Source organism: Agriterribacter sp. (assembly GCF_035444585.1).
Lineage (GTDB): Bacteria > Bacteroidota > Bacteroidia > Chitinophagales > Chitinophagaceae > Agriterribacter.
On the sequence record NZ_DAOMOZ010000062.1, the window covers coordinates 1 to 21,663 of the forward strand.

Sequence of the window (21,663 nt, forward strand, 5' to 3'; positions counted from 1 at the left end):
AGGCAAAGCGATGGCAGCTGGGATAATGTTGAAAACCTGGGCTATCCTATCAATACTACCGAAAATGAAGGCAGCCTGGTGGTAGCGGCAGATGGTAAGACCGCGTATTATGCCAGCGACAGGCCCGACACGCGTGGCGGACTTGATATTTATACTTTTGAAATGCGGGAGGATATACGCCCCAACAAAACATTATGGGTGCAGGGAAAAGTATTTGACAGCACCACACGGGAAGGGTTGCCTTCTGCAGTGGAATTGATTGATATTGCTACAGGGCAAACCCTTGTAAAAGTGCAAACCGATGAAAGCGGACATTATCTCATCACACTGCCATTGGGCAGGGATTATGCATTTAATGTAAACCGGAAAGGATACCTGTTTTACTCAAGGAACTTTCCTTTCAGTCAAAAAACACCCGACTCAACCTATACCATTGATATCGGGCTGCAGCCTGTAGAAGCAAACGCATCGGTTATTCTCAACAATATCTTTTTTGATGTTAACGAGTTTGAATTAAAACAGCAATCCGTATCCGAGCTCAACCGTGTGGTGGAATTGCTTAACGATAATCCCGGCATTAAAATACTGATCAGCGGTTATACCGATAATACAGGTAATGCAGCCGATAATGTAAAGCTGTCGAACAACCGGGCAAAAGCGGTAGTAGATTATCTTATTACCAAAGGCATTGAAGCCGCACGTCTGCAATACAAAGGGTTTGGTGATGCCCGGCCTGTGGCCGGCAATGCCACCGAAGAAGGGAGAGCCCGGAACAGACGCACGGAACTGACCATCCTGTCAAAATAAGATTTGATGATCATGAGCTCGCTTTTTCACCGCAGCGTTTTCTTTTAATATGCATCTAAAAAAGAGCTATACCGGTAATTCTTCCAGTGCCGAAATTATTTATCACGTATTTCAGCGCAGCTTTTTTGACAGCAATAACGATAAGCATGGCGACCTGAACGGGTTGAAACAAAAGCTGGGTTATTTGCAGGACCTGGGCGTTACTTCCATCCTGCTTACACCCCTGTACAGGTCTGCCTATTATCACAATTATTTTGCGGACGATTTTGAATCCATTGATCCCGCATACGGAACGGCCGGATCATATTTTTCACTGGTAAGGGAAGCACATCAGCGCGGTATGAAAATATACATGGATATGGAGATCCAGTATATAACCGAAGATCATGCATGGTATAAAGATGCTTACGAAAACCCGCATTCGCCCTTCAGTGAGTATTTGTTGTATAAAGACGAAGAAAACAAAATACCGGAAACCATCATATTCGATATCAGCGGCTTGCATGGCTATGATGCGGTTTACCGGAACATTACCACTGTTAACCTGCACAATAAAGAAGTGCAGGATTATATGTACAGGCTTTTCAGCTACTGGGCCGATCCGGGTAATGCAACAGACGGCGTAGATGGTTTCCGGCTGGACCATATGATGGATACGCTCGACAATAAAAAGCGGCTCAGCAATCTGTTTGAAACATTCTGGAAGCCTTTGATCGGTAAGCTGAAAGAACTCAGACCGGAACTGGTTTTTATTGCCGAACAAACCGACTGGGATTCGTTTGGTGACGATCATATAAAGGAAAGTGGTGCAGACCGTGTATTTGCCTTTCCACTCAGGGAGGCAATGCTTACATTTAATAAAGATGAAATAGACCGGGTAGCCGCGATCACTTTCAATATGGCGCCTGATCCTAACCAGAACATAGTATTTATAGAGAATCATGATACGCAACGTTTTGCTACACAGGTTTTGGGTGATGAATATAAATTGCGTACAGGCGCTGCCTTAAACCTGTTACTGGCAGGAACGCCGGCGGTTTATTACGGTCAGGAGCTGGGGATGACAGGGGATGGCGGTTTTGGAAAATACGGCATATCCGATGGAAATGATATCCCGCGGCGCGAAGCATTTAAATGGTATAAAGATATTTACCGGCAGGGGATGGCTTTGTGGTACAAAGACACCGGTCCCTGGTGGCAGGACAGCTATTTGGTACGTGACGATGGTATTTCATTGGAAGAACAAAAAAATGACCGGAATTCGTTATGGAACTTTTATAAGCAGCTCATCGCTTTAAGAAAATCAAATGCCGCTATTGCATACGGGAAATATAAAACGCTCCAAAACAATTCAGCCAATGTATATTCCTTTATGCGGTACAATGAAGACCAGGTTATAATTATAGCCATCAACTTAACCGGCAATGCTGAAGCGTTACATATCAACGCCGGTGCCGGTAAAATTTCATTTGCAAATAAACGCCTGCAACATTTATTTGGTGAAGCTGCTGCTCTTGTGAAAACCGGGAATATAGAGATGTCTGTTTCGCCGTACGCGATTGAGGTTTGGGAGCTGGTTAACTGATGTAAGGTTTTTCTTTGTGCCCCTGCGGCTTTGCGGCAAAACATTGGTTTTTTAGACAGCCCCTCCGGGTGAAGTATTTTTTTGGGTTTAAAAATTTATCGGGAACTTGTTTCTTTAAATATAGATTCCCGCTTTTCCGGATATTTTAAAAAAACGTTACTATATGAAAATAGCATTTCATGGCGCAGCCCGTACCGTAACAGGTTCAAAGCATTTGATCACTTTAAAAAGCGGGAAAAAAATACTGCTGGATTGCGGGATGTTCCAGGGGCTGGGTAAAGAAACAGATGTGCTGAACAGGGACTGGGGGTTTAATCCGCCGGAAGTAGATTACGTGGTATTGTCGCATGCACATATAGATCACAGCGGATTATTACCCAGGTTGGTGAGAGATGGTTTCAGGGGGAAGATATTCTGCACACCCGCCACCCGCGAGTTAACGGAAGTATTGCTTGAGGATTCGGCCGGCATACAGGAAGATGAAGTAAAGTACATCAATAAACGAAGAGCTGCTTCCGGCCAGGGATACCTGCAACCTCTTTACAATACGGAAGATGCAAAAAAAACCAGTGGCTTTTTCAGAACAGTAGAATATGGCAGTTGGTTTACAATAGAAAAGGGTATTGAATTGTTGTATACCGATACGGGGCATATTATCGGGAGCGCTGCAGCACACCTGAAAATAACAGAGAACGGCAAAGCTACGCGCATCAGCTTTAGCGGTGATGTAGGGCGTTACAGGGATGTTATTTTACGTTCACCCCAAACTTTTCCGCAGGCGGATTATATTTTACTCGAATCAACTTACGGCAACAGCCTTCACGACCAGCATACCACAACGCCCGACCAGGTGCTGCAATGGATTGAAAAAGCGTGCATACAAAAAAAAGGTAAGCTGGTAGTGCCTGCCTTTAGTGTGGGGCGTACACAGGAAATCTTATTTGCGCTTAACCAGTTAGAGTTGGAAAGAAGATTGCCCGACCTGGATTATTTTGTAGATAGTCCCCTTAGTGTTAAGTCTACTGAGATCGTAAAGAAATATCCTCAGTATTTTAACAATACCATTCAGAAGATATTACAATCAGACGAGGATCCTTTTGGGTTCAGAGGACTGAAGTTCATTAAGTCGGTTGATGAATCGAAGCTGCTCAATTTCCGTAATGAGCCCTGCGTCATTATTTCTGCCAGCGGCATGGCCGAAGGCGGCAGGGTAAAACATCACATCAGCAATACCATAGAAAACAGCCGCAATACTATTTTATTTACCGGCTATTGCGAGCCTCATTCCCTGGGAGGAAGGCTGATAGCCGGCGCAAAAGAAGTAACTATTTTTGGGGTTTATCACCAGGTAAATGCTGAGATTGGCTCCATCCGCAGCATGAGCGCCCATGGCGACTATGAAGACCTGAGCCAGTTCCTTGCCTGTCAGAATCCCAGGAAAGTGAAAACTTTGTTTCTTGTTCATGGCGAATACGATGTGCAGCAGGACTTCAGGAACCGCTTGCAGAAAAAGGGCTTTTTAGATGTGCAGATACCCGAAAAGCATTTTGAACTGGGCTTGGGGTAGTGATAAAGTTTATAGTTTCTGGTTTGAACGACGAACTATAAACGATAAACCATAAACTTTTCAAACCTTCTGTTAACAGGATCAAATTTCTTTTCCTCTTTCGTAGTTTTCTTACCTTTGTTCCCTTTCTGCCATTATGGCTGCCCGTAAAAACAGCATTATATTTGTCAGAAAAAAGGAGAGCCGGAGTTAAGTTGATCATATAACGTATTGTATCGTGAAAAGCGGGAGCATAAAAATGAATAGTGAGAATGATTCACCATTCACCATTCCCTATTCACTATTCACCAATACAGCATATTATAATTAACCCGGCACAATATCATAAGCATATCTTATTAACACATTCTCAATATGTTGCAATTTATCTCTAAGATATTTGGAGGAAACAAATCGGAAAAAGATATTAAAAATATTTCGCACTACGTAGATGAGATCAATGCGTATTTTACTTCTTATGCATCGCTTTCCAATGATGAGCTGAGAAATAAAACCACGGAATTCAAGTCCCGTATTAAGCAGCATGTTTCAACTGTTGATAATGAAATAGCGGAACTTAAGCAAAAGGCGGAAGAACTGGCATTTACCGAAATAATGCAAAAGGATGAAATATACCAGCAAATAGATAAGCTGGGCAAGCAGCGCAATGAAAAGCTCGAAGAAGTGCTTGATGAAATTCTGCCGGAAGCCTTCGCTGTTATGAAAGAAACGGCACGTCGTTTTGCAAATAATACGGAACTGGTAGCCACTGCTACAGAACTGGACAGGGAGCTGAGTGTTAAAAAGCAGCATATTACTATTGAGGGCGATAAGGTAACGTATAAGAACAGCTGGCTGGCCGGTGGCAACCTTATTACGTGGAACATGGTGCATTATGATGTGCAGTTGCTTGGCGGTGTTGTATTGCACCAGGGAAAAATTGCCGAAATGGCTACCGGTGAAGGTAAAACGCTGGTATCTACCTTGCCGGCTTACCTGAATGCCCTGGCTGATGAGGGGGTACATATTGTTACGGTAAATGATTACCTGGCCAAGCGCGACTCTGAATGGAATGGTACTTTATATGAATTTCTCGGGCTTACGGTAGATTGTATAGACCGGCACTATCCCAACAGCGCCGACCGGAGAAAAGCCTACCAGGCAAGCATAACCTACGGAACCAACAACGAATTTGGTTTTGATTACCTGCGTGATAATATGGTTCATAACCCTGATGAAATGGTGCAGCGCAAGCATCATTACGGTATGGTGGATGAAGTAGATAGCGTATTGATTGATGATGCACGTACGCCACTGATCATTTCAGGTCCCATATCAAAAGGCGGCGATGATCAGCAATATATTCAGTTGAAGCCCCGCGTACACCAGTTGGTGGAAGCGCAAAAGCAGGTCGTGAACAAGGCGTTGATTGAAGCCAAAAAGCTGATAGCGGAAGGCAAAGACGATATCCGGGAAGGAGGGCTTGCATTGCTGCGTGCATTCCGTGGGCTGCCCAAGACTACGTCACTGATCAAATACCTGAGTGAGCCGGGTATCCGTGTGAAATTGCAGAAGGTAGAAAATTTTTACATGGCCGACCAGGGAAAGAACATGCATATTGTGGATGAGGAATTGTTTTTTCACATTGATGAAAAGAACAACCAGGTAGAGCTTACAGATAAAGGATTGCAATATATTACAAAAGGGGGTGAAGACCCCAACTTTTTTATACTGCCTGACCTCAGCATCCAGCTATCTGATATTGAAAAGGGCGGTGATAGCCCGGAAGATAAGTTGCGCAAAAAGGAAGAAGTGTTGAGTGAGTATGCGCAAAAAGCAGATCGCATACATACGGTGCAGCAGCTGCTGAAAGCATATGCCTTATTTGAGAACGATGTAGAATATATTGTAGTAGAAGGGCAGGTGAAAATTGTTGATGAGCAAACGGGCCGTATTATGGAAGGCCGGAGGTACAGCGATGGTTTGCACCAGGCCATTGAAGCCAAAGAAAATGTAAAAGTAGAGGCTGCTACGCAAACCTATGCTACCGTTACTTTGCAGAATTTCTTCCGTATGTACCACAAGCTATCGGGTATGACGGGTACTGCGGAAACGGAAGCGGGCGAGTTCTGGAGCATTTACAAATTAGATGTGGTTTCTGTTCCTACCAACATACCCGTTACACGTAAAGATGAGCAGGACCTGGTATATAAAACCAAGCGCGAAAAGTATAAAGCGGTAATTGAAGAAATTGATAAACTGCGCAATAGCGGGCGTCCCTGCCTGGTGGGTACTACCTCAGTAGAAGTAAGTGAATTGCTGAGCAAAATGCTGCATGCACGAAAAATACCGCACAATGTGTTGAATGCAAAGCAACATGCCCGCGAAGCGCAGGTAGTGCTGGAGGCAGGCTTAAACGGAGCTGTTACCATTGCCACCAACATGGCTGGCCGCGGTACGGATATAAAATTAGGTCCTGGTGTTAAGGAAGCGGGCGGGCTTGCTATTATCGGTACGGAAAGACATGAGTCGCGCCGCGTAGACAGACAGTTGCGCGGTCGTGCCGGCCGGCAGGGTGATCCCGGCACCTCGCAATTTTACGTATCGCTCGAAGACGACCTGATGCGTATGTTTGGCAGTGAACGCATTGCTTCGCTGATGGACAGGATGGGGTATAAGGAAGGTGAGGTGATCCAGCACAGCATGATCACCAAAAGTATTGAGAGAGCGCAGAAAAAAGTAGAAGAAAATAATTTCGGTATCCGTAAACGTTTGCTTGAGTATGATGATGTGATGAACAAGCAGCGCAATGTAGTATATACCAAACGTGAGCATGCATTGTTTGGCGACCGGCTGGCGCTTGACCTGGATAATGCATTTTACAATGTTTCTGAAGGGTTGATCAATTCTTTCCGCGAGCAGGAAGATTATGAAGGCTTTAAGCTGGCTGCCATCATTCATTTTGGTATTGATACTACTATCGGGCACGATGAGTTTATGAAGGGGGATATCAATAAGATAGCGGAGCATTTGTATAGTGAAGCATCTGCGCATTACCAGGAACGTAAGGAAAACCTCACGAAGCAATCCATGCCCGTATTTCAGAATATTAAGCTCATGCAGGGCAACCATATCGAAAATGTGGTGGTGCCTTTTTCGGATGGCAAAAAGGGGATCCAGGTACTGGCAAACATGAAAAAGACCTTAGAATCGAAAGGAACGGAACTGGCAAACGCCCTGGAAAGAACCATTACGCTCGCCGTTATTGATGACGCCTGGAAAGAGCATCTTAGAGCGATGGATGATTTGAAGCACAGCGTACAAACGGCGGTATATGAACAAAAAGATCCGTTGGTGATATATAAAACCTCGGCGTTTGAGATGTTCCGTAACATGGATGGAGACATAAACAGGGATATCGTTTCATTCCTCAGCCATGCTGCTATACCTGGTGAGCAAAATGCGGGACAGATCCGGGAAGGCAGGGAACAGAAAACCGACATGAGCAGGATGAGAGCCAATAAGGACGAAATTGATGCCCGTGGCGACGATTATGCGGCAAATGAAAATGACTATTTTGATCCTTCCGGCACCGCCACAAAGCGGGAGCCGATTAAAGTTGGGCCCAAGATCGGACGAAATGATCCCTGTCCCTGCGGCAGCGGTAAAAAATACAAGCAATGCCATGGTAAGGAGGCTTAGCAGGGTATAAGGAGTAGGTATAAGGTATAGGGCGTACGGGAACAGCCAATGGCGGGCAGTGAATTCACCATTCACCCTTCACTATTCACTCATCAAATCTCAAATTGAACATTGCCGCTTATATTGATCACACTAATGTAAAACCCGGTGCAACCGTTGCCGATATTGAAAAGCTTTGCCGGGAGGCGCTTGAATATCGTTTCACTGCAGTATGTGTTCCCCCTTTATACGTTAAGAAAGCTGTAGGATTGCTTGCCGGTTCAGCAATAAAAACCGCTGCTGTAATAGGATTTCCTTTTGGATATTCGGCCATTGAAGCAAAACTGGCAGAAATAGTGTTGGCTGTAGTAGACGGAGCTGATGAGCTGGATATGGTAGCCAATATTGCTGCTATAAAAAACAATGACTGGCAGTTTATTGCCAGCGAGATCAATGCCCTGCTACCTGTGATCAGGAACAGGGGGCGCTTAATAAAAGTTATTATAGAAACCGGGTTATTGACCAGCGACGAGATCATCAAATGCTGTGAATTGTATGGCGCTGCAGGAGTAGATTTTTTAAAAACCTCTACCGGCGTCAATGGGAAAGGGGCTACTGTTGAAGCTGTCCGGCTCATGAGGCAGCACCTTCCGCCGCATATCCGGGTAAAGGCTTCGGGTGGCATTCGTGATTTCTCATTTGCCTGCGAGCTCATTGCTGCCGGAGCAGATCGTATAGGATGCAGCAGCAGCGTTGATATTATGAAACAGGCGGGCCAATAATTGGTACGGTTTTTATTTAACATTATGAAAAGCTAAAGTGTATTTTGCTCCTGGTGACTATATAAAAGAGTATGTACATTAGCATTCAACATAATATTTATTAAATAAGCAGCATGAAAAGAATATGTATTTGCGCTATTGCTTTTTTTATTGCTTCAGGAGCATTTGCCCAGGATCCGGAGAATGATTCTCTTCAGCATGTTTCCGTAAACAGCGACCCGAGGGTAAATGCACTTGTGAAAAAGAACAGGGAGGTCAATGAAGTTGCATATCTAACAACGATCAAAAACATGTCGGGTTTCCGTTTGCAGGTGATCAACACCAACGACCGTAAAAAAGCGCTATCGGTTAAAACCCGTATGCTGAGCGATTTTCCGGAAGAGAAAACCTATTTTATTTATCATTCCCCTTATTTTAAAATTCAAATGGGCAACTTCAGAACGCGGGAAGATGCGGAAGAGTTAATGGAAAAAGTAAAAAAGATTTACCCTTCCGGTGTATTTATCGTGCCGGCTAAGATACAAATGAAACCTTCCAAAGACGGGGAGCTTATATTAGATGTGGTAAGCGATAGGCCGTAAGCAGGAAGTCAAAAATCATTATCCCTGTTTTATGGAAACGATTTCTGTTGACCCCGCTTCACTAACGGTTTTAACGATACCAAATCCGGGTACATACCATTCCGTTGCATGATAATTTAGCGGTATGGCAATAGGTCCTGTTTGAATATTAAGTTTTACCTGGTAGCTTATCGCCATACAATCCCATGTACCTGCTTTAGTGCTTATTTTTTCTGTGGGGCCTACTTTCCTGTTAAAGATATGCATCTTTAAAATTTGCTTTAAACCGTTATTGTCAATCTCCATATTAAAAGTCCCGTCTTTAAGCTGATCGCCGGTTTCCATTGCAGCAGGGTATTCAAGAAATGCATTTTTAACCTTAGCATGTGTTTTATTGAACTGTTCGGTTTGCTGCTGTGGAAGGAATAGATTCATGTCAATCATGATTGTACCGTTGCTGCATTTTACATTGCTGACTCCCTTATTTACAGATTTTCCTTCCTTATCAAGCAAATTGGTATGTACGGTTGCCGCAGTTGTGGCGCCTTTGGCAGGCATGCCGGAAATTTTATAAATGATGGTTCCGTTTGCATTTCCTCTTTTGTTGTATACTGCAAACGTTAAAGTTTTATTGTTTTGCAAAAGATAAAACGATGCACAGCTTTGTGCACAGGCATCCCGGGTGATGAATACAAAAACAAAGACAAGCAATAAATTTTTCATAAAATGCGGGTTGTTCACATAGGAAAGATAGAGAATTATTCCTTCTTATGCTCCCGAAAAGATCAGGGAAGTGCAATTACCCCCAAATCCGAAAGAGTTAGACATCACATGCTTCAGCGGTATTTTTCTGTAACTGGTTTCAGGGTTTAAACCGGTAGCTTCTATTGCAGTGCTGAAATGCAGTCCGGGGTATATCTCCTGATGATATAGGCTTAAAATGCCGAACACAGCCTCTACAGCACCTGCGGCCCCCAGCGTATGACCTGTATTGGCTTTGGTAGAAGCAAAGAGCGGCGGTTTCCCAAACAGCCGGATCATAGCCCGGCTTTCCACAGCGTCGTTGTTTTCCGTAGCTGTGCCGTGGGCATTCACAAAGCTGATCGCTGAAGCGGGAATTTGTGCTTCCTGCAGCGCTTTTTGCATGCATAAAAACGGGCCGTCTCCTTCTTCCGACAGGGAAGAAGGGTGAAATGCATCATTGTTGTTGCCATAGCCGGTTAATTCGGCATACACTTTTTTCCCTGCAATATCTTCTTCTTTCTCTAATACCAGAAACGCAGCAGCTTCTCCCAGGTTCAATCCTTTTCTGTCTCTGTCGAATGGTGTGCATTTTTCAGGTGAAAGTATGTGAAGCGCATTAAATCCATTGATCGTAAATTTTGCCAGGCTGTCGGATCCCCCGGCAATTACCCGTTTGGCCAAACCGTTTTTTAATAATCTTGCGCCATACATAATGGCATTGGAAGAAGAAGAGCAGGCTGTATTGATCGTATTTATAATTCCGCCAATGCTGTATCTCAACCGGAGATACAGGTCAACAGAAGCACAATCGTAGGAAGAAAGATATTCAGATCCGTTTTCACTCTTGTTGGCATCCCGGTACAATTCATCGGTGAGGCACATGCCGCCAACTGTAGAGGCTCCGATAAGAGCGGTATGGGTTGATGATAACTGACCGGCTGAAAGTGCTGCATCGGCCACAGCCTCTTTAAAAGCGTGCAATGCCAGTACGGAGCTTCGGGTAACACCTTTTTCGTGAGCGCACAGCTTGTTTTTCAGTTCATGGGTTTCCACTTTTATTTCGCCGCATGGCCGCAGTCCGGTATATTTTGTATTGAAGAGCGAGAGCCGGGTAATGCCACACTGCTTATTGATCAGCGCTTCACGGTTTCTTTCAACGGTATCGCCAATCGCACTGATTATCCCCATTCCTGTAACAAAAACCCGGCTCAATAGAAAACGTTTATTTGGTTTTGTGTTCTGCAATATAATCGGCCATGGTATTGATGTCTACCAGTATTTTCCGGCCTTCTTTGGGATCCTGGATGGTAATGCCGTATTCGCGAGAAAGCAATACGATCAGTTCAATAGAATCAATGGAGTCGAGCCCCAGTCCTTCTCCGAATAAAGGCTCATCATCTTTGATGTCTTCCGGTTTTACGCTTGTAAGATTTAGGAACTGAACTATTTGTTGTTTGAGTTGTTGCTTTAATTGTTCTTTTTCCATTTGCAGAATTTTCAGATCAAACTTTTGCGCCGTAATCCATAAAACGCAATTATTTGCAATAATACTGTAATAACCAGTAAAGGTATAATATTCATCCAAATATCCTGGAGATTGCCGCCTTCCAGGAACAGCCCGTAATAGGCTTCAAGGCACCAGTGCAATGGCGACAGCCGCATGATGAACTGAAAGGAGGCGGGCATCACAAAGGAGGGAACCAGCAGTCCTCCAACGGCTGCCAGCAACACAACAGATACCGCGCCAAAACCGTTTGCCTGCTCCTGCGTGTTGGAAAACACACCTACACAAATTGCAAAGCTGGTAGCGCACACTCCGCAAATAAAAGTCACGAAAAACAGGGCGATTTTATCGGCTGGCAGGTTCAATGCCGGCAAGCCCATGTGAGGGAACAACCACGTGCCAATAGAAAAAATCACTGCTGCCTGCAGCAACGTTACAAGCACATACGTTATTTGTTTTGAAACAATGGCTAACCCAAAATAAGTAGGTAAGGTGCGCAGCCGGATGATGCTGCCGTTTAACTTCTCTCTAACTATACTGCTGCCCAGCGATATTACTATAAAAAACATGGCAAAGATAGTCCAGGCAGGAATATTATGCTGCGTGGCATTGGGTATTTGACGGCTGTTGCTTTTGGAAACGGGGATTTCCGCCACGGGAGTTTGATTGGTAACGATCTGTCTTTCCAGAGCATCCGGTATGTTCTCTTCGTTTACTGCATAGTATACATTTTTTACAATGTATTTGCTTTGTATGAATTGCAATGTGCTTTGCAGCATACCATCAATGCTTTTGCGAAACGATTGCTGCAATACAGGATGATAATACAATTTAACAGGAATGACGGTATCCGGCCCTTCTGTCCGGATGCTATCTTCCTGCAGGGTTATATTTTTCAGGGCCTCTCCGGTTACATGCTTTGCCTTTTTTAAAACTCCCTCCGAATAGTTAGCCGGTATAACAATGGCCACCAATGCATCTTTGGTATTGATGCGGCTTTCAAGATCTGCTTCATCTTGAATATCGTGTACCTTTTTAATGTCAAACATACCCACTTTAGACAATGCTGTCTCCAGTTCGCGGGCCGGTTCGCCGGTATCTTTGTTCAGAAGCAGAACGGGTATTTTGTTTTCGTTCACCAGCTCAAAAGTGCTGTTTTGTACAGAAGCGATCACAATAGCCAGTATAATGGGCATTACGAACATAAGTGTAAGCCCCATTTTGTCGCGGGTTAAAATCCTGTAATCCTTTATTATGGTTGACCAGAGTTTGAACATTAGTGATTTAAAATTTAAAATTTGAAATTTCAAATCCTTTAATCTCTGTATTCCCTGCCCGTAAGGTCCAGGAACAATCCTTCCAGCCCATCCTGCTGGTGTTCTTTTAGTAATTCGTTTAATGTATCATTGGCGATTATCCTTCCTTCATCTATCATGGCAATTTTATTACAAAGGTCTTCCGCCTCTTTCATCTGGTGCGACGTGTATACAAGCGTGATGCCTTTTGCCTTCAACGCTTTCAGGTAATGTATTATGGCATGGCGTGTTTGTACATCCACACCCACGGTAGGTTCGTCTAAAAACAAAATCCGGGGCTCATGCATTATGGCTATGGCAAGATTTACCCTTCGTTTCATGCCGCCTGAAAATGTACTGACCGGCTTATTGCGCACCCCCTGCAAAGACATGATGTTGAGTAGATCATTTATTTTTTGTTGTATTTCCTTTTTATGAAGTCCCGCCCATGCACCAAAGAATTCCATATTCTCCACGGGGCTTAGTTCGTGGTAAAAAGAAAAATCCTGTGGCACAAAACCAAATAATGTATTGATAAATCTTTTATTGTTTTTTACTTCATGCCCCAATAATTGAACAGATCCTGTTGTATAAGGCAGCAGGCCCGTCATTAGGTTCATTAAAGTGGTTTTGCCTGCACCATTGGGCCCAAAAATACCAAAGCGGTCTCCCTGCTCCACCTGTAAATTCAATTGCTTTACGGCTTTACGGGTATTGCCCTTGTATCCGAAGCTCAGGTTTTCTATATAGATGGCGGGAGGCATGGGGTTAGGTGTGAGGTATGAGGTGAGAGGTGAGAGGTGAGAAGTGAAAGGTGAGAAGTGAGAGGAGGCTGTTGTTGGGGCTATAGCAGTATCGGATATAGGATATCCTGCCCCCTATGCCCTGAAACCTGAAACCTGGAACCTGCAACCTGTACCCTGCAACTTGTACCCTGCAACCTGCAACCTCCAACCTGCAACCTGAATCATTCATCATCTTCTCCATTAACGTAATTTTTTAACTGTTGTGGCTAAATCTCTGAATGCCTTCTTTTCAAGTTCTGCTATATCCAAAAGATAGTCGCCCATCACATTATAGTCCTGCTGTTCGGTAAGCCGGCCTTTATATATCCCTGAAGCCTGGATAGCAGCATCTCTCCAAAGATCACCGGCTTTTGTGAACTGTTTTGATATATCCATCAATTCATCAACAGGATGATATGCATGAGCCTGTTGTAAAAAAGCGGCATAGATAAAGCGAAACCCGCCGCCGCCTGTGCCAATTTCTTCCTGCATGCGCACCAGTTGCGCCAGGTAACTGCGTGATCTTTCGGGCCCCAGTGAATCGCGCCATTTTTTTATTTTTTTCGCCGTATAGCGTATTCCGCTTATGCCGGCAATATTGCCCGGCGCATATAACATGTGACGCACATTTCTTTTAATGCCTGTAGCGATCGCCTGTTTCATTTGTTCACTGGTTACGGCTCTTTTTTCTCTTGGAAAATACAATTGACCGCGCGGAGCAAGCGGCCCCCTGGCAAACCTCACCCGCTCCAGCTCATAGCTGGTCATGGTGGTTATGCTCTCCATGATGGGATCGCTGATCAGATAGTTATCTGCTTCTTTGCCTACCACTATTAAATTATGAGCATTAAAATGGAAGCGGTATTCTTTTGGAAAATAAGGAAGATAGAAAACACCTACCTGGCAGGCAGCCGGATGCCCCGACTGCAACCGCTTGTCCAAAGCCTGCTGCGCATTTTCTTTGGATGAGAACTTTTTGCGCAGTATAGGAATGTCAAGCGATCTGCAGGTGCGTTTAAAGATCATGCCGGGCATGGTACGAAAGGAAATGGCCGGACCGTCATTTACTTTCATGAAAGGGATATAAATAAAAAACAGACCCGAGCCAATACCAAAAGCCAACGGCTCTGTTATTTGATGCACTCCATAATGTTGTAACAGGCTCGTTGTTACACCATTTTCACAATGTGCTGCCTGCAAATGCTTATACTCCGGTTTCATTCAGATTCACATTTTTTAATGCGTCAACAGTTATGTCGAAAGCAGTTGCGTATTTCTGTAATTTTTTGGCTGATAATTTTTCAAACACATGGGGCTTTAAATGACGCTTTACCTGCCATTTCCAAAAACCGGTATAGTCCGACAGGATTTTTATGTCCATCAGCTTTAGCTCCATAAAATACAGCAACGGGCTCGCTTCGTTGTTTAAAAATTTTTTTCTGGCGTCGGCAACCTTTTTTTCGATATCATTCCAGGCAACATCCAATGCTTTGATTTTTACATCCCAGCCCGTACTCAGCTCCGTTACATAATTCCCGTTTTCATCTACCGCATAAGAAACCTCCTTCGTTACATTATGCAATGCGCCGGGATCCTGGGGTATGTCTTCTCTTTTCATGGAGCCATTGTTTTGGGCTGTCAGCGTTCAGCATTGAGCTTTCAGCCGCCAGATTCAGTACTCAGCCCGGTATACTAACGATGAGCGGATGAATTTTTCTTCTCCTTCTTCATTCACTATTCATCTTTCACATTTCCTCGTGAAGCGATAAACGTGGAACGACAAAACCTGACCTTGCAACCTGTACCCTGCAACGATCTTCATATATTACATTTCTTTGTCTTGTGCCGGCCGCTATATCCATTTTCAAATTCTCAATTGTCACATTTCTCAACATACGGTCAGTAATCCGTACATATATGAAAAGCGGGAACTTTCGGGAACCAATAAAAGAATTTTATTGCCTTTTTGAAGTTTACTGCTGTGAAATAATTCATCAATCATCATATAAACAGAAGCAGCCCCAACGTTGCCTACGGTGCTCAGGTTAACAAACCATTTCTCGTAGGGTATAGGCATACCGTTATATTCCAGCCTTTCATATATTTTACTTTTGAAAAAATTGCTGGACATGTGCGGTAAAAAATAATCTATATCATCAGGCGTCAATCCTTTTTTATCAAATAATTCTTTGAGCTTAATTCCGCCTAAAGGAACAATGTGTTCGCTAAGAAGTTTTACATCCTGCTTAATGCTCATTACCGACTTTTCGGTTATTTCATCCGGTGTGTATTCGAGAAAGCTTTTCAGGGTTCCATCATCAAGCTTCTCGCTGCCCATATACATGCAGGCTTCCATTTCCTGTGCATACGACACGCCTTCCAGCCATTCTATGCGAAGATTTGTTCCCGTTTCATTTTTTTTGCCCGACAACAAAAAAGCCGATGCACCATCCGACAGCATCCACCTTAAAAATTCTTTGTCAAAACTGATATAAGGGTTTTCTTCCAGTTCGATCAGCTTCTGCACTTCGTCTTCAAACTGATCTGCACGTAAAGAAGCCGACATCCTTTCTGATCCTGTGGCTACGGCTGTTGACACATCGCCTGTTTTAATGGCCATATAGGCGTATTTGAGTGCATGCATACCGGCACAGCACACACCTGAAGGTGAAACCACTTCTATGGCGCCGCTTTCCGGGAGCCAGCCGTGCACCATTACACCATGAGAGGGCATGATCTGGTCGGGTGACGAAGTGCCGCAGGACAACAGCTGAATGGATTTTATTTCTTCGGGTTGATCTTTGAACAATGCTTTTACCGACAGGGCCGCCATTTGTGCATTGGTATGGGTTATCCTCCCCCCTTTTTCCAACGCATAGTACCGGTTAACAATGCCGTTATTGCGCAGCACGATCCGCTTCGACTTGGAGGGTTTGTTGTTGATATAGCCCAGGTATTCCTCCATTTCATCGTTGGGAACAGGGCTGTTGGGGAAAAAACTGGCTGTTCTTGTAATATAAACTTCGTTCAATGCCATTTGCTTCATGTATAGAAATTCAAAAATAGAATATTATCAGATATAATTACTGTCATCATTGTCAGCCAATTACTTCAGTGTAACACCTGCATAATATTCTTTTTGTTTTTTTATGCGTTTACCCAAAAATGGCTTAAAAAATATAGCATCAACCAGTAAAATAATGGGTGCTGCCATACAAAGAGCAATTAAAAGATAATATTTGAATGCAACAAGCAGGGCACTCCTTTTTTTGCTTTTATTGATAATTTTCGACCAGATGGAAAATATGCGCCCTGCTTTTCGCTCAATAAACATCAGGCTGTATTTTATGTTTACTGCGTACTGCTCCAGCAGTCGGGCCTGCAATCCGCTCCATTCGCTTTTTTGGAGATGCAATTTTACCGTTTCGCCAAATATAGCGGAATTCGCAATATCCTCATCCGACACGCCTGGTTTGGGAAACAGTCCCCATTTCCTGTCTTTTTTACCGGTGAGCATCCAGTAAAATATCGTTACCAGGCTGGCATAATTACTATGCTTGTCTACCAAAGCTATATTTCCTACCAGGTCAGCACCCGCTTCGCTTAGTCTTCTCTTAACTTTTTCCTGCGCATTGATCCACATGTTCCGGCATCCGCTGATCGTAATTACCGGCGTATTTTTAAGAAGCGTTTTAAATGAAGGGTGCTGTAACAATGAACTGGCAGGAATGCTGGGAGATAAAAACCAGGGCTGATAGCCTATAACAATTAAGTCATACCGGGCTTCTTTAAACGCAAAAGGTTCCAGTTCCACGGGTACGCCTTCCACGCTCTCGGGCATGACTTCGAAAAATGCAGGTGAGCTCCACGGAAAGGGAAATTGCTTCGCGGGGTAAATGCGCAATTTTTCTACAGAGATGCCGGCAGAAGATGCCAGGGGTTTTGTAAAATGATCAATAATGTCTCCCAGTTGTCCTGACTGTGTAAAATAAACAGCTAAAATTTTTTTGCTCATGCTTTCCCGGGGGTTAGAAGTCTGCGGCCGATAAAACCCTGGATGATTTACTGTAATCCAGAACAGCCTTTCGGGCGGCTTCCGGCATCGTTTTAAAATGTTCCACAATATATTTACGGTCCTCCTCCAATTGCTTGTCGTAGCCAAGTATTTTGGGAGCTTTTTCCTGTATCATCAGGCGCAGGAACCGGAATTCTGCATTGTTTGTATATTGATCAAGTATGGTTTCCAGCTTTTCCTTTCCGTCCTTAAATACTTTAAGCTTGTGTGATGCACCCTTGATCAGTCCTGCTTTTTTCATCATTAATGCACCTTCAAAGGCTTCTTTTCCATCCTGCAGGCTTTTGTCAACGATATCAAGTTGCTTCTGGATACTGCTGACGTTGTTGCTGGCAAATGCGTTATAAAAGGCAGTGCGGTTAAATGCAGCAGTGCCTGTTTGAGCACAGGCCAATTGTGCAGTGAACAGCAACAATACCGTAACTATCAATGAAATAAATGCTGGTTTCAACATACAGGCGTCAAATATAGTAAGAATAATATTTTAGCTAAATGCAATTTTGGTGCGGTTTTAGATTTACACGGCATATAGATTAAAATATTTATGTTAAGAACTGTTTAAAAACGATCTTATAAGTTTGGCCAAGATATGATATGCCTGTTTCGGTCATATCTTTGGCGCATCAAATTAAAAATTGTTATGATGAAAAAGTTGTTATGCATGACCCTGATCGCAATGGGAATGGGCGTTGCTGCCACAGCACAGGGAGACTATAAAAGCGCTATTGGTATACGCCTGGCACCCGAGTCTTATTATGATCTTTTTGCATTTTCCTATAAAACATTTGTGAGCAATGCAGGTGCGTTTGAACTGAATGCCGGTGGTGGAACAAGAGGTTATTATTATGTCAATAACAGGTACCGTCCATTCAGCCTTTCCGTTTCTGCAAGTTACCAGCACCATTTTGATATACCCGTTACGGGATTAAAATGGTTTATTGGCGGGGGGTTAACGGGCTATAATGCTTTTTCGGGAGAACACAGGTATAAGGGTTTTGGTTTCGGATTTTATCCCACCGGTGGTATAGATTATAAATTTCCTTCTATTCCGCTGAATTTAACTGCGGATTATCGCCCAACCATATTTTTCACCCGCCCCGATTATTACGATTCTTTTCATGCCGCTAATTTTGGACTGGCGGCACGTTATGTTATTGGCGGCAGGTAAAAAGCATGCCACCAGGACCTGAAGCCGCAAAATGCTCATCGTTCCGGTTTTAATTTTCTTCAGCGGCTTCATAACAAAATAGAGGAAAAGAACAACAGTACATTCTCCCTGGCCATATACCCGCAGGCAAAGCACCGTTACATTGCCACCGTATATGAAGTCTCATTTAAAATATACTGTGATGAACAGGGGCGGAGAGGTTCAAAAGATTCAGCGCCGGGATCAAATACCATAGCCACGTAAGGCAAAGGAGCTGCCTCTCTGCTCATGATATCCCTGTAATTGACCCAGCTTTCACAGCCTGTTAAAAACAGTTCATCATTCACCACTTCGGCAAAGGGTATAATTTTATATCCCATCGCTTTGTTCATGTGTATTACAGCAGGGCTTGCCGATAAGCTAAACAGCCTGGCGTCGGGAAATTTACTCCTGCAGTGATCAAATAAGGCGATCTTGATTTCTTTGGATATTCCTGTGCCACGGTAAGCGGGAGGTACGATCAGTCCTGAGTTTGCCACGTATTTTTTATGCTGCCATACTTCAATGCAGCAAAACCCCGCCCATGCTCCGTTGTCTGCGTTTACGGCGATAACGGCAAGCCCCTCATCCATCTTTTTCATTACATATTCCGGAGGGCGGTAAGCGATGCCCGTACCGCGGCTGGCGGATGAATAAGCCATTTCATTTGCAATTGCTGTAGCGTATGGATGATCTCCGGATGTTGCCATCCGTACGATGCATTTTTGTTGATGTTCCAAAGCTTCGGAAAATAAAAAGTAAGAAAAGCATTTTTACAATAAGGAGCGTAAAAGCTATGGAGCGCCTTCATGGCTTACGCAGCAGGCGCACCATATCAGAATTGCGGTCGTCGGGGAAAATGCCGTATTGAGGTAACCCTTAAAAACGATCCTTCATTTGCAGGGATCGCATGCTTTATGATATTATACCGGCGGGTTGAAAAATATTCCAATTTCAGTTCTGTGTTAATATGAGCAATTCTTTTGTTCTGATGAAAGTACAAAATTACAGAGATTTACAGAATATATGATGCCCGGGGATATTTATATTTTTACCTTCCTTTTTTATTTAGAATGTCAAATAACAGCTCCGGTTCATTGGTGGTGATGTAATCAAATTTATTATCGATGAACCATTGCATGTCTTCTGTATTGTTTACCGTCCATGCATTCAGACTCACACCTGCTTTTTGAGCATCTGTGATCCAACTGTTGTTCTTTTTAAATACGGCGAAGTGATAATCGGCGCCTGAGATGTTATCTGCAGCCAACTGCTCAGGCGTTTTGTCGCCGTTGAGATAAGCGGTTTCCGCACCGGGCTGTAATTCAAGCACTTTTTTAAGAATGTCGTAATCAAAGCTGATATACATGATCCAGGGCTCGGCTTTTAGTTGCTTCACCAGTGCTACTACTTTTTCAGCAAGGTATTGTCCCCGTTCTTTGCTTATGAGAGAGGGTTTGATCTCCAGTACAAGCCTCGTTTTTGTTTGCTGCATGCCCGCCTGCAGGTAATTGTATACGGTGGGCAGCACTTCACCGTTAGGCAGCTTTGTAGCAGACAATTGGGCATATGTGCTTTTTTCAATGGTTAGCCCGGCATAATGCGGGTCGTGGTTAACCACCAGGCTGTCATCTGCTGTGAGATGCACGTCAAACTCTGATCCTGTACAGCCTATCCGTATCGCTTCCTTTAATGAAGCGATAGAATTTTCGGGAAGTTTGTTCTTCTTCCAGGCGCCCCGATGGGCTACAACAATATTGGGAGCAAACGACAACGCCGCATTTATTGTTTTCTTGGAAGACATACAACCGTTTGACAGCAATAAGAAAAATGCAGCAGGAAGAAAAAAAGATTTTTTCATTTGATGATTGTTTCAGTGATGGCAGCAAAAGTAAATCTTAAGCCTGGATTTTTAACCGTTGTAAAGATCAATGAATATTTATGAAGAAAAAGGGTTAAAAAGAAATCCGAAATCCGGAGATGCGGTCGGCACCCGACGCAAGGAGGGTCAGCACCGCATCTGAGTGCAATTCAAAAATCCGAAGGGATATAAATCTATAACCTGCAACCCGCACCCTCTTTTTTGCTGCACAGATAATTCTACCGTCATTTCCTTATTAAATATTATTTTTGCCGTCCGCATATTTAATGCTTATGCCTCAATTTAAACAAAGACAGTTCCTGGAATTTGAAAAGCCGGTCAAAGAATTGTTTGACCAGATAGCACAGTTGAAACAAATGGCCGAGAAAAATCCGAAAATGGATTATACGGATACCATACAACAGCTTGAGCAATCTATTGTTGAAAAGCGAAAGGAAATAACCCAGCATCTCACGCCCTGGCAACAGGTACAGTTGAGCCGCCATCCCGACAGACCTTATACTCATGCCTATATAAAAAGGATGTGCACCAATTACGTTGAATTGTATGGCGACCGGAATGTAAGGGACGACAAGGCAATAGTGGGAGGATTTGGACAGTTGGGCGGACAAACAGTAATGATCATTGGTCACCAGAAAGGCATCAACACCAAAATGCGGCAGTTGCGGAACTTTGGTATGGCTAATCCTGAGGGATACCGCAAGGCTTTGCGGCTGATGAAGTTGGCCGAAAAATTTAATAAGCCCATTGTTACGCTTATTGATACGCCGGGTGCATTTCCGGGTGCGGAGGCAGAAGAACGCCGTCAGGGAGAGGCGATCGCCCGAAATATTTATGAAATGATGCGGCTGAAAGTGCCTGTAATTTGTGTGATCATAGGTGAAGGCGCCAGTGGCGGGGCATTGGGTATTGGCGTGGGCGACAGGGTGCTGATGCTGCAAAATACATGGTACACGGTTATTTCACCCGAAAACTGCAGCTCCATTTTATGGCGCAGTTGGGAAAAGAAGGAGGTGGCTGCAGAGCAGTTAAAGCTAACCTCCGCCGATATGAAGGGGTTTGGGCTGGTTGATGATGTGGTACCCGAACCATATGGAGGAGCACACTGGAATTATGAAGAAACCTCACAAACGCTGAAATCATACCTTATCCCGCTCATTAAAGAATTGCAATCCATTGACCCGGCGGTACGCGTACAGCAGCGCATAGAAAAGTACAGCAAAATGGGTTT

Annotated in this window: 20 protein-coding genes; 8 read left to right on the forward strand and 12 right to left on the reverse strand. The window is 43.9% G+C overall.

The window, feature by feature from the left end:
* The 6 genes from PLH26_RS08860 to PLH26_RS08885 all read left to right on the forward strand — a co-directional run.
* Window positions 1-807: OmpA family protein (locus tag PLH26_RS08860; RefSeq protein WP_324585655.1), on the forward strand; the 807-nt coding region annotated here is incomplete at its 5' end.
* 49 nt (window positions 808-856) lie between these two features.
* Complete coding sequence (locus tag PLH26_RS08865) at window positions 857-2,392, forward strand: alpha-amylase family glycosyl hydrolase (protein ID WP_324585656.1); 1,536 nt, start codon at window positions 857-859, stop codon at window positions 2,390-2,392.
* A gap of 163 nt (window positions 2,393-2,555) precedes the next feature.
* Window positions 2,556-3,959, forward strand: coding sequence for an MBL fold metallo-hydrolase RNA specificity domain-containing protein (locus PLH26_RS08870; protein ID WP_324585657.1), 1,404 nt, complete (start codon window positions 2,556-2,558; stop codon window positions 3,957-3,959).
* Window positions 3,960-4,313: 354 nt separating this feature from the next.
* Entirely contained in the window at window positions 4,314-7,640 is a 3,327-nt protein-coding gene (gene secA / locus PLH26_RS08875; protein ID WP_324585658.1) for a preprotein translocase subunit SecA, read from the forward strand.
* Window positions 7,641-7,744: 104 nt separating this feature from the next.
* On the forward strand, window positions 7,745-8,401 hold the full coding sequence (gene deoC, locus PLH26_RS08880; protein ID WP_324585659.1) for a deoxyribose-phosphate aldolase: 657 nt from the start codon (window positions 7,745-7,747) through the stop codon (window positions 8,399-8,401).
* Window positions 8,402-8,514: 113 nt separating this feature from the next.
* Entirely contained in the window at window positions 8,515-8,982 is a 468-nt protein-coding gene (locus PLH26_RS08885) for an SPOR domain-containing protein (protein ID WP_324585660.1), read from the forward strand.
* Between the two features lie 18 nt (window positions 8,983-9,000).
* Here the strand turns inward: PLH26_RS08885 and PLH26_RS08890 are convergent, their stop codons facing one another.
* From PLH26_RS08890 to PLH26_RS08935, 10 genes are all read right to left on the reverse strand, one after another.
* Window positions 9,001-9,684 (reverse strand): TapB family protein, encoded by a 684-nt coding sequence (locus tag PLH26_RS08890; RefSeq protein WP_324585661.1) that lies wholly within the window; start codon window positions 9,682-9,684, stop codon window positions 9,001-9,003.
* 45 nt (window positions 9,685-9,729) lie between these two features.
* Window positions 9,730-10,917 carry a beta-ketoacyl-[acyl-carrier-protein] synthase family protein gene (locus PLH26_RS08895; RefSeq protein WP_324585662.1) on the reverse strand — a complete coding sequence of 396 codons (1,188 nt, stop codon included), beginning with the start codon at window positions 10,915-10,917 and terminating at the stop codon, window positions 9,730-9,732.
* A gap of 10 nt (window positions 10,918-10,927) precedes the next feature.
* Window positions 10,928-11,191, reverse strand: coding sequence for a phosphopantetheine-binding protein (locus tag PLH26_RS08900; RefSeq protein ID WP_152267469.1), 264 nt, complete (start codon window positions 11,189-11,191; stop codon window positions 10,928-10,930).
* An 11-nt stretch (window positions 11,192-11,202) separates the two neighbouring features.
* Window positions 11,203-12,486 (reverse strand): ABC transporter permease, encoded by a 1,284-nt coding sequence (locus PLH26_RS08905; RefSeq protein WP_324585663.1) that lies wholly within the window; start codon window positions 12,484-12,486, stop codon window positions 11,203-11,205.
* Between the two features lie 38 nt (window positions 12,487-12,524).
* Window positions 12,525-13,268 (reverse strand): ABC transporter ATP-binding protein, encoded by a 744-nt coding sequence (locus tag PLH26_RS08910; protein WP_324585664.1) that lies wholly within the window; start codon window positions 13,266-13,268, stop codon window positions 12,525-12,527.
* Window positions 13,269-13,490: 222 nt separating this feature from the next.
* A complete protein-coding gene (gene darH, locus PLH26_RS08915; RefSeq protein WP_324585665.1) occupies window positions 13,491-14,510 on the reverse strand; it encodes a BtrH-related acyltransferase DarH in 1,020 nt (339 codons plus the stop codon).
* Window positions 14,494-14,907 carry a flexirubin biosynthesis protein DarG gene (gene DarG, locus PLH26_RS08920; RefSeq protein ID WP_324585666.1) on the reverse strand — a complete coding sequence of 138 codons (414 nt, stop codon included), beginning with the start codon at window positions 14,905-14,907 and terminating at the stop codon, window positions 14,494-14,496. Before DarG ends, darH begins: the two co-directional genes overlap by 17 nt.
* 270 nt (window positions 14,908-15,177) lie before the next feature.
* Window positions 15,178-16,326, reverse strand: a complete 1,149-nt coding sequence (darB, locus tag PLH26_RS08925) for a dialkylresorcinol biosynthesis protein DarB (protein ID WP_324585667.1) — start codon at window positions 16,324-16,326, stop codon at window positions 15,178-15,180.
* 69 nt (window positions 16,327-16,395) lie between these two features.
* Window positions 16,396-17,304 (reverse strand): hypothetical protein, encoded by a 909-nt coding sequence (locus PLH26_RS08930; protein WP_324585668.1) that lies wholly within the window; start codon window positions 17,302-17,304, stop codon window positions 16,396-16,398.
* Between the two features lie 13 nt (window positions 17,305-17,317).
* Window positions 17,318-17,818: a hypothetical protein gene (locus PLH26_RS08935; protein WP_324585669.1), complete on the reverse strand. Its 501-nt coding sequence runs from the start codon at window positions 17,816-17,818 to the stop codon at window positions 17,318-17,320.
* Window positions 17,819-18,004: 186 nt separating this feature from the next.
* On the opposite strand from PLH26_RS08935, the gene PLH26_RS08940 reads away from it, so the two are divergent.
* Window positions 18,005-18,532 (forward strand): hypothetical protein, encoded by a 528-nt coding sequence (locus tag PLH26_RS08940; protein ID WP_324585670.1) that lies wholly within the window; start codon window positions 18,005-18,007, stop codon window positions 18,530-18,532.
* A gap of 137 nt (window positions 18,533-18,669) precedes the next feature.
* On the opposite strand, the gene PLH26_RS08945 is transcribed toward PLH26_RS08940, so the two are convergent.
* Together PLH26_RS08945 and PLH26_RS08950 are read right to left on the reverse strand one after the other, a co-directional pair.
* The gene (locus PLH26_RS08945; RefSeq protein ID WP_324585671.1) at window positions 18,670-19,260 is read right to left on the reverse strand and encodes a GNAT family N-acetyltransferase; all 591 of its coding nucleotides are present in this window, start codon (window positions 19,258-19,260) and stop codon (window positions 18,670-18,672) included.
* 341 nt (window positions 19,261-19,601) lie between these two features.
* The gene (locus PLH26_RS08950; protein WP_324585672.1) at window positions 19,602-20,411 is read right to left on the reverse strand and encodes a glycerophosphodiester phosphodiesterase family protein; all 810 of its coding nucleotides are present in this window, start codon (window positions 20,409-20,411) and stop codon (window positions 19,602-19,604) included.
* A gap of 293 nt (window positions 20,412-20,704) precedes the next feature.
* Between PLH26_RS08950 and PLH26_RS08955 the strand changes: the two genes are divergently transcribed.
* The coding region (locus tag PLH26_RS08955; protein ID WP_324585673.1) for an acetyl-CoA carboxylase carboxyltransferase subunit alpha at window positions 20,705-21,663 on the forward strand (959 nt) is incomplete at its 3' end.

Bases quoted from the DNA above. Each gene is read 5' to 3' on its own strand.
- PLH26_RS08870 (WP_324585657.1), top strand. From the start codon at position 2,556: ATGAAAATAGCATTTCATGGCGCAGCCCGTACCGTAACAGGTTCAAAG.
- PLH26_RS08865 (WP_324585656.1), top strand. From the start codon at position 857: ATGCATCTAAAAAAGAGCTATACCGGTAATTCTTCCAGTGCCGAAATT.
- PLH26_RS08885 (WP_324585660.1), top strand. From the start codon at position 8,515: ATGAAAAGAATATGTATTTGCGCTATTGCTTTTTTTATTGCTTCAGGA.
- PLH26_RS08950 (WP_324585672.1), bottom strand. From the start codon at position 20,411: ATGAAAAAATCTTTTTTTCTTCCTGCTGCATTTTTCTTATTGCTGTCA.
- PLH26_RS08945 (WP_324585671.1), bottom strand. From the start codon at position 19,260: ATGGCAACATCCGGAGATCATCCATACGCTACAGCAATTGCAAATGAA.
- darH (WP_324585665.1), bottom strand. From the start codon at position 14,510: ATGAAACCGGAGTATAAGCATTTGCAGGCAGCACATTGTGAAAATGGT.
- PLH26_RS08890 (WP_324585661.1), bottom strand. From the start codon at position 9,684: ATGAAAAATTTATTGCTTGTCTTTGTTTTTGTATTCATCACCCGGGAT.
- secA (WP_324585658.1), top strand. From the start codon at position 4,314: ATGTTGCAATTTATCTCTAAGATATTTGGAGGAAACAAATCGGAAAAA.
- PLH26_RS08910 (WP_324585664.1), bottom strand. From the start codon at position 13,268: ATGCCTCCCGCCATCTATATAGAAAACCTGAGCTTCGGATACAAGGGC.
- PLH26_RS08935 (WP_324585669.1), bottom strand. From the start codon at position 17,818: ATGTTGAAACCAGCATTTATTTCATTGATAGTTACGGTATTGTTGCTG.
- darB (WP_324585667.1), bottom strand. From the start codon at position 16,326: ATGGCATTGAACGAAGTTTATATTACAAGAACAGCCAGTTTTTTCCCC.
- PLH26_RS08940 (WP_324585670.1), top strand. From the start codon at position 18,005: ATGATGAAAAAGTTGTTATGCATGACCCTGATCGCAATGGGAATGGGC.
- PLH26_RS08900 (WP_152267469.1), bottom strand. From the start codon at position 11,191: ATGGAAAAAGAACAATTAAAGCAACAACTCAAACAACAAATAGTTCAG.
- DarG (WP_324585666.1), bottom strand. From the start codon at position 14,907: ATGAAAAGAGAAGACATACCCCAGGATCCCGGCGCATTGCATAATGTA.
- PLH26_RS08930 (WP_324585668.1), bottom strand. From the start codon at position 17,304: ATGAGCAAAAAAATTTTAGCTGTTTATTTTACACAGTCAGGACAACTG.
- PLH26_RS08905 (WP_324585663.1), bottom strand. From the start codon at position 12,486: ATGTTCAAACTCTGGTCAACCATAATAAAGGATTACAGGATTTTAACC.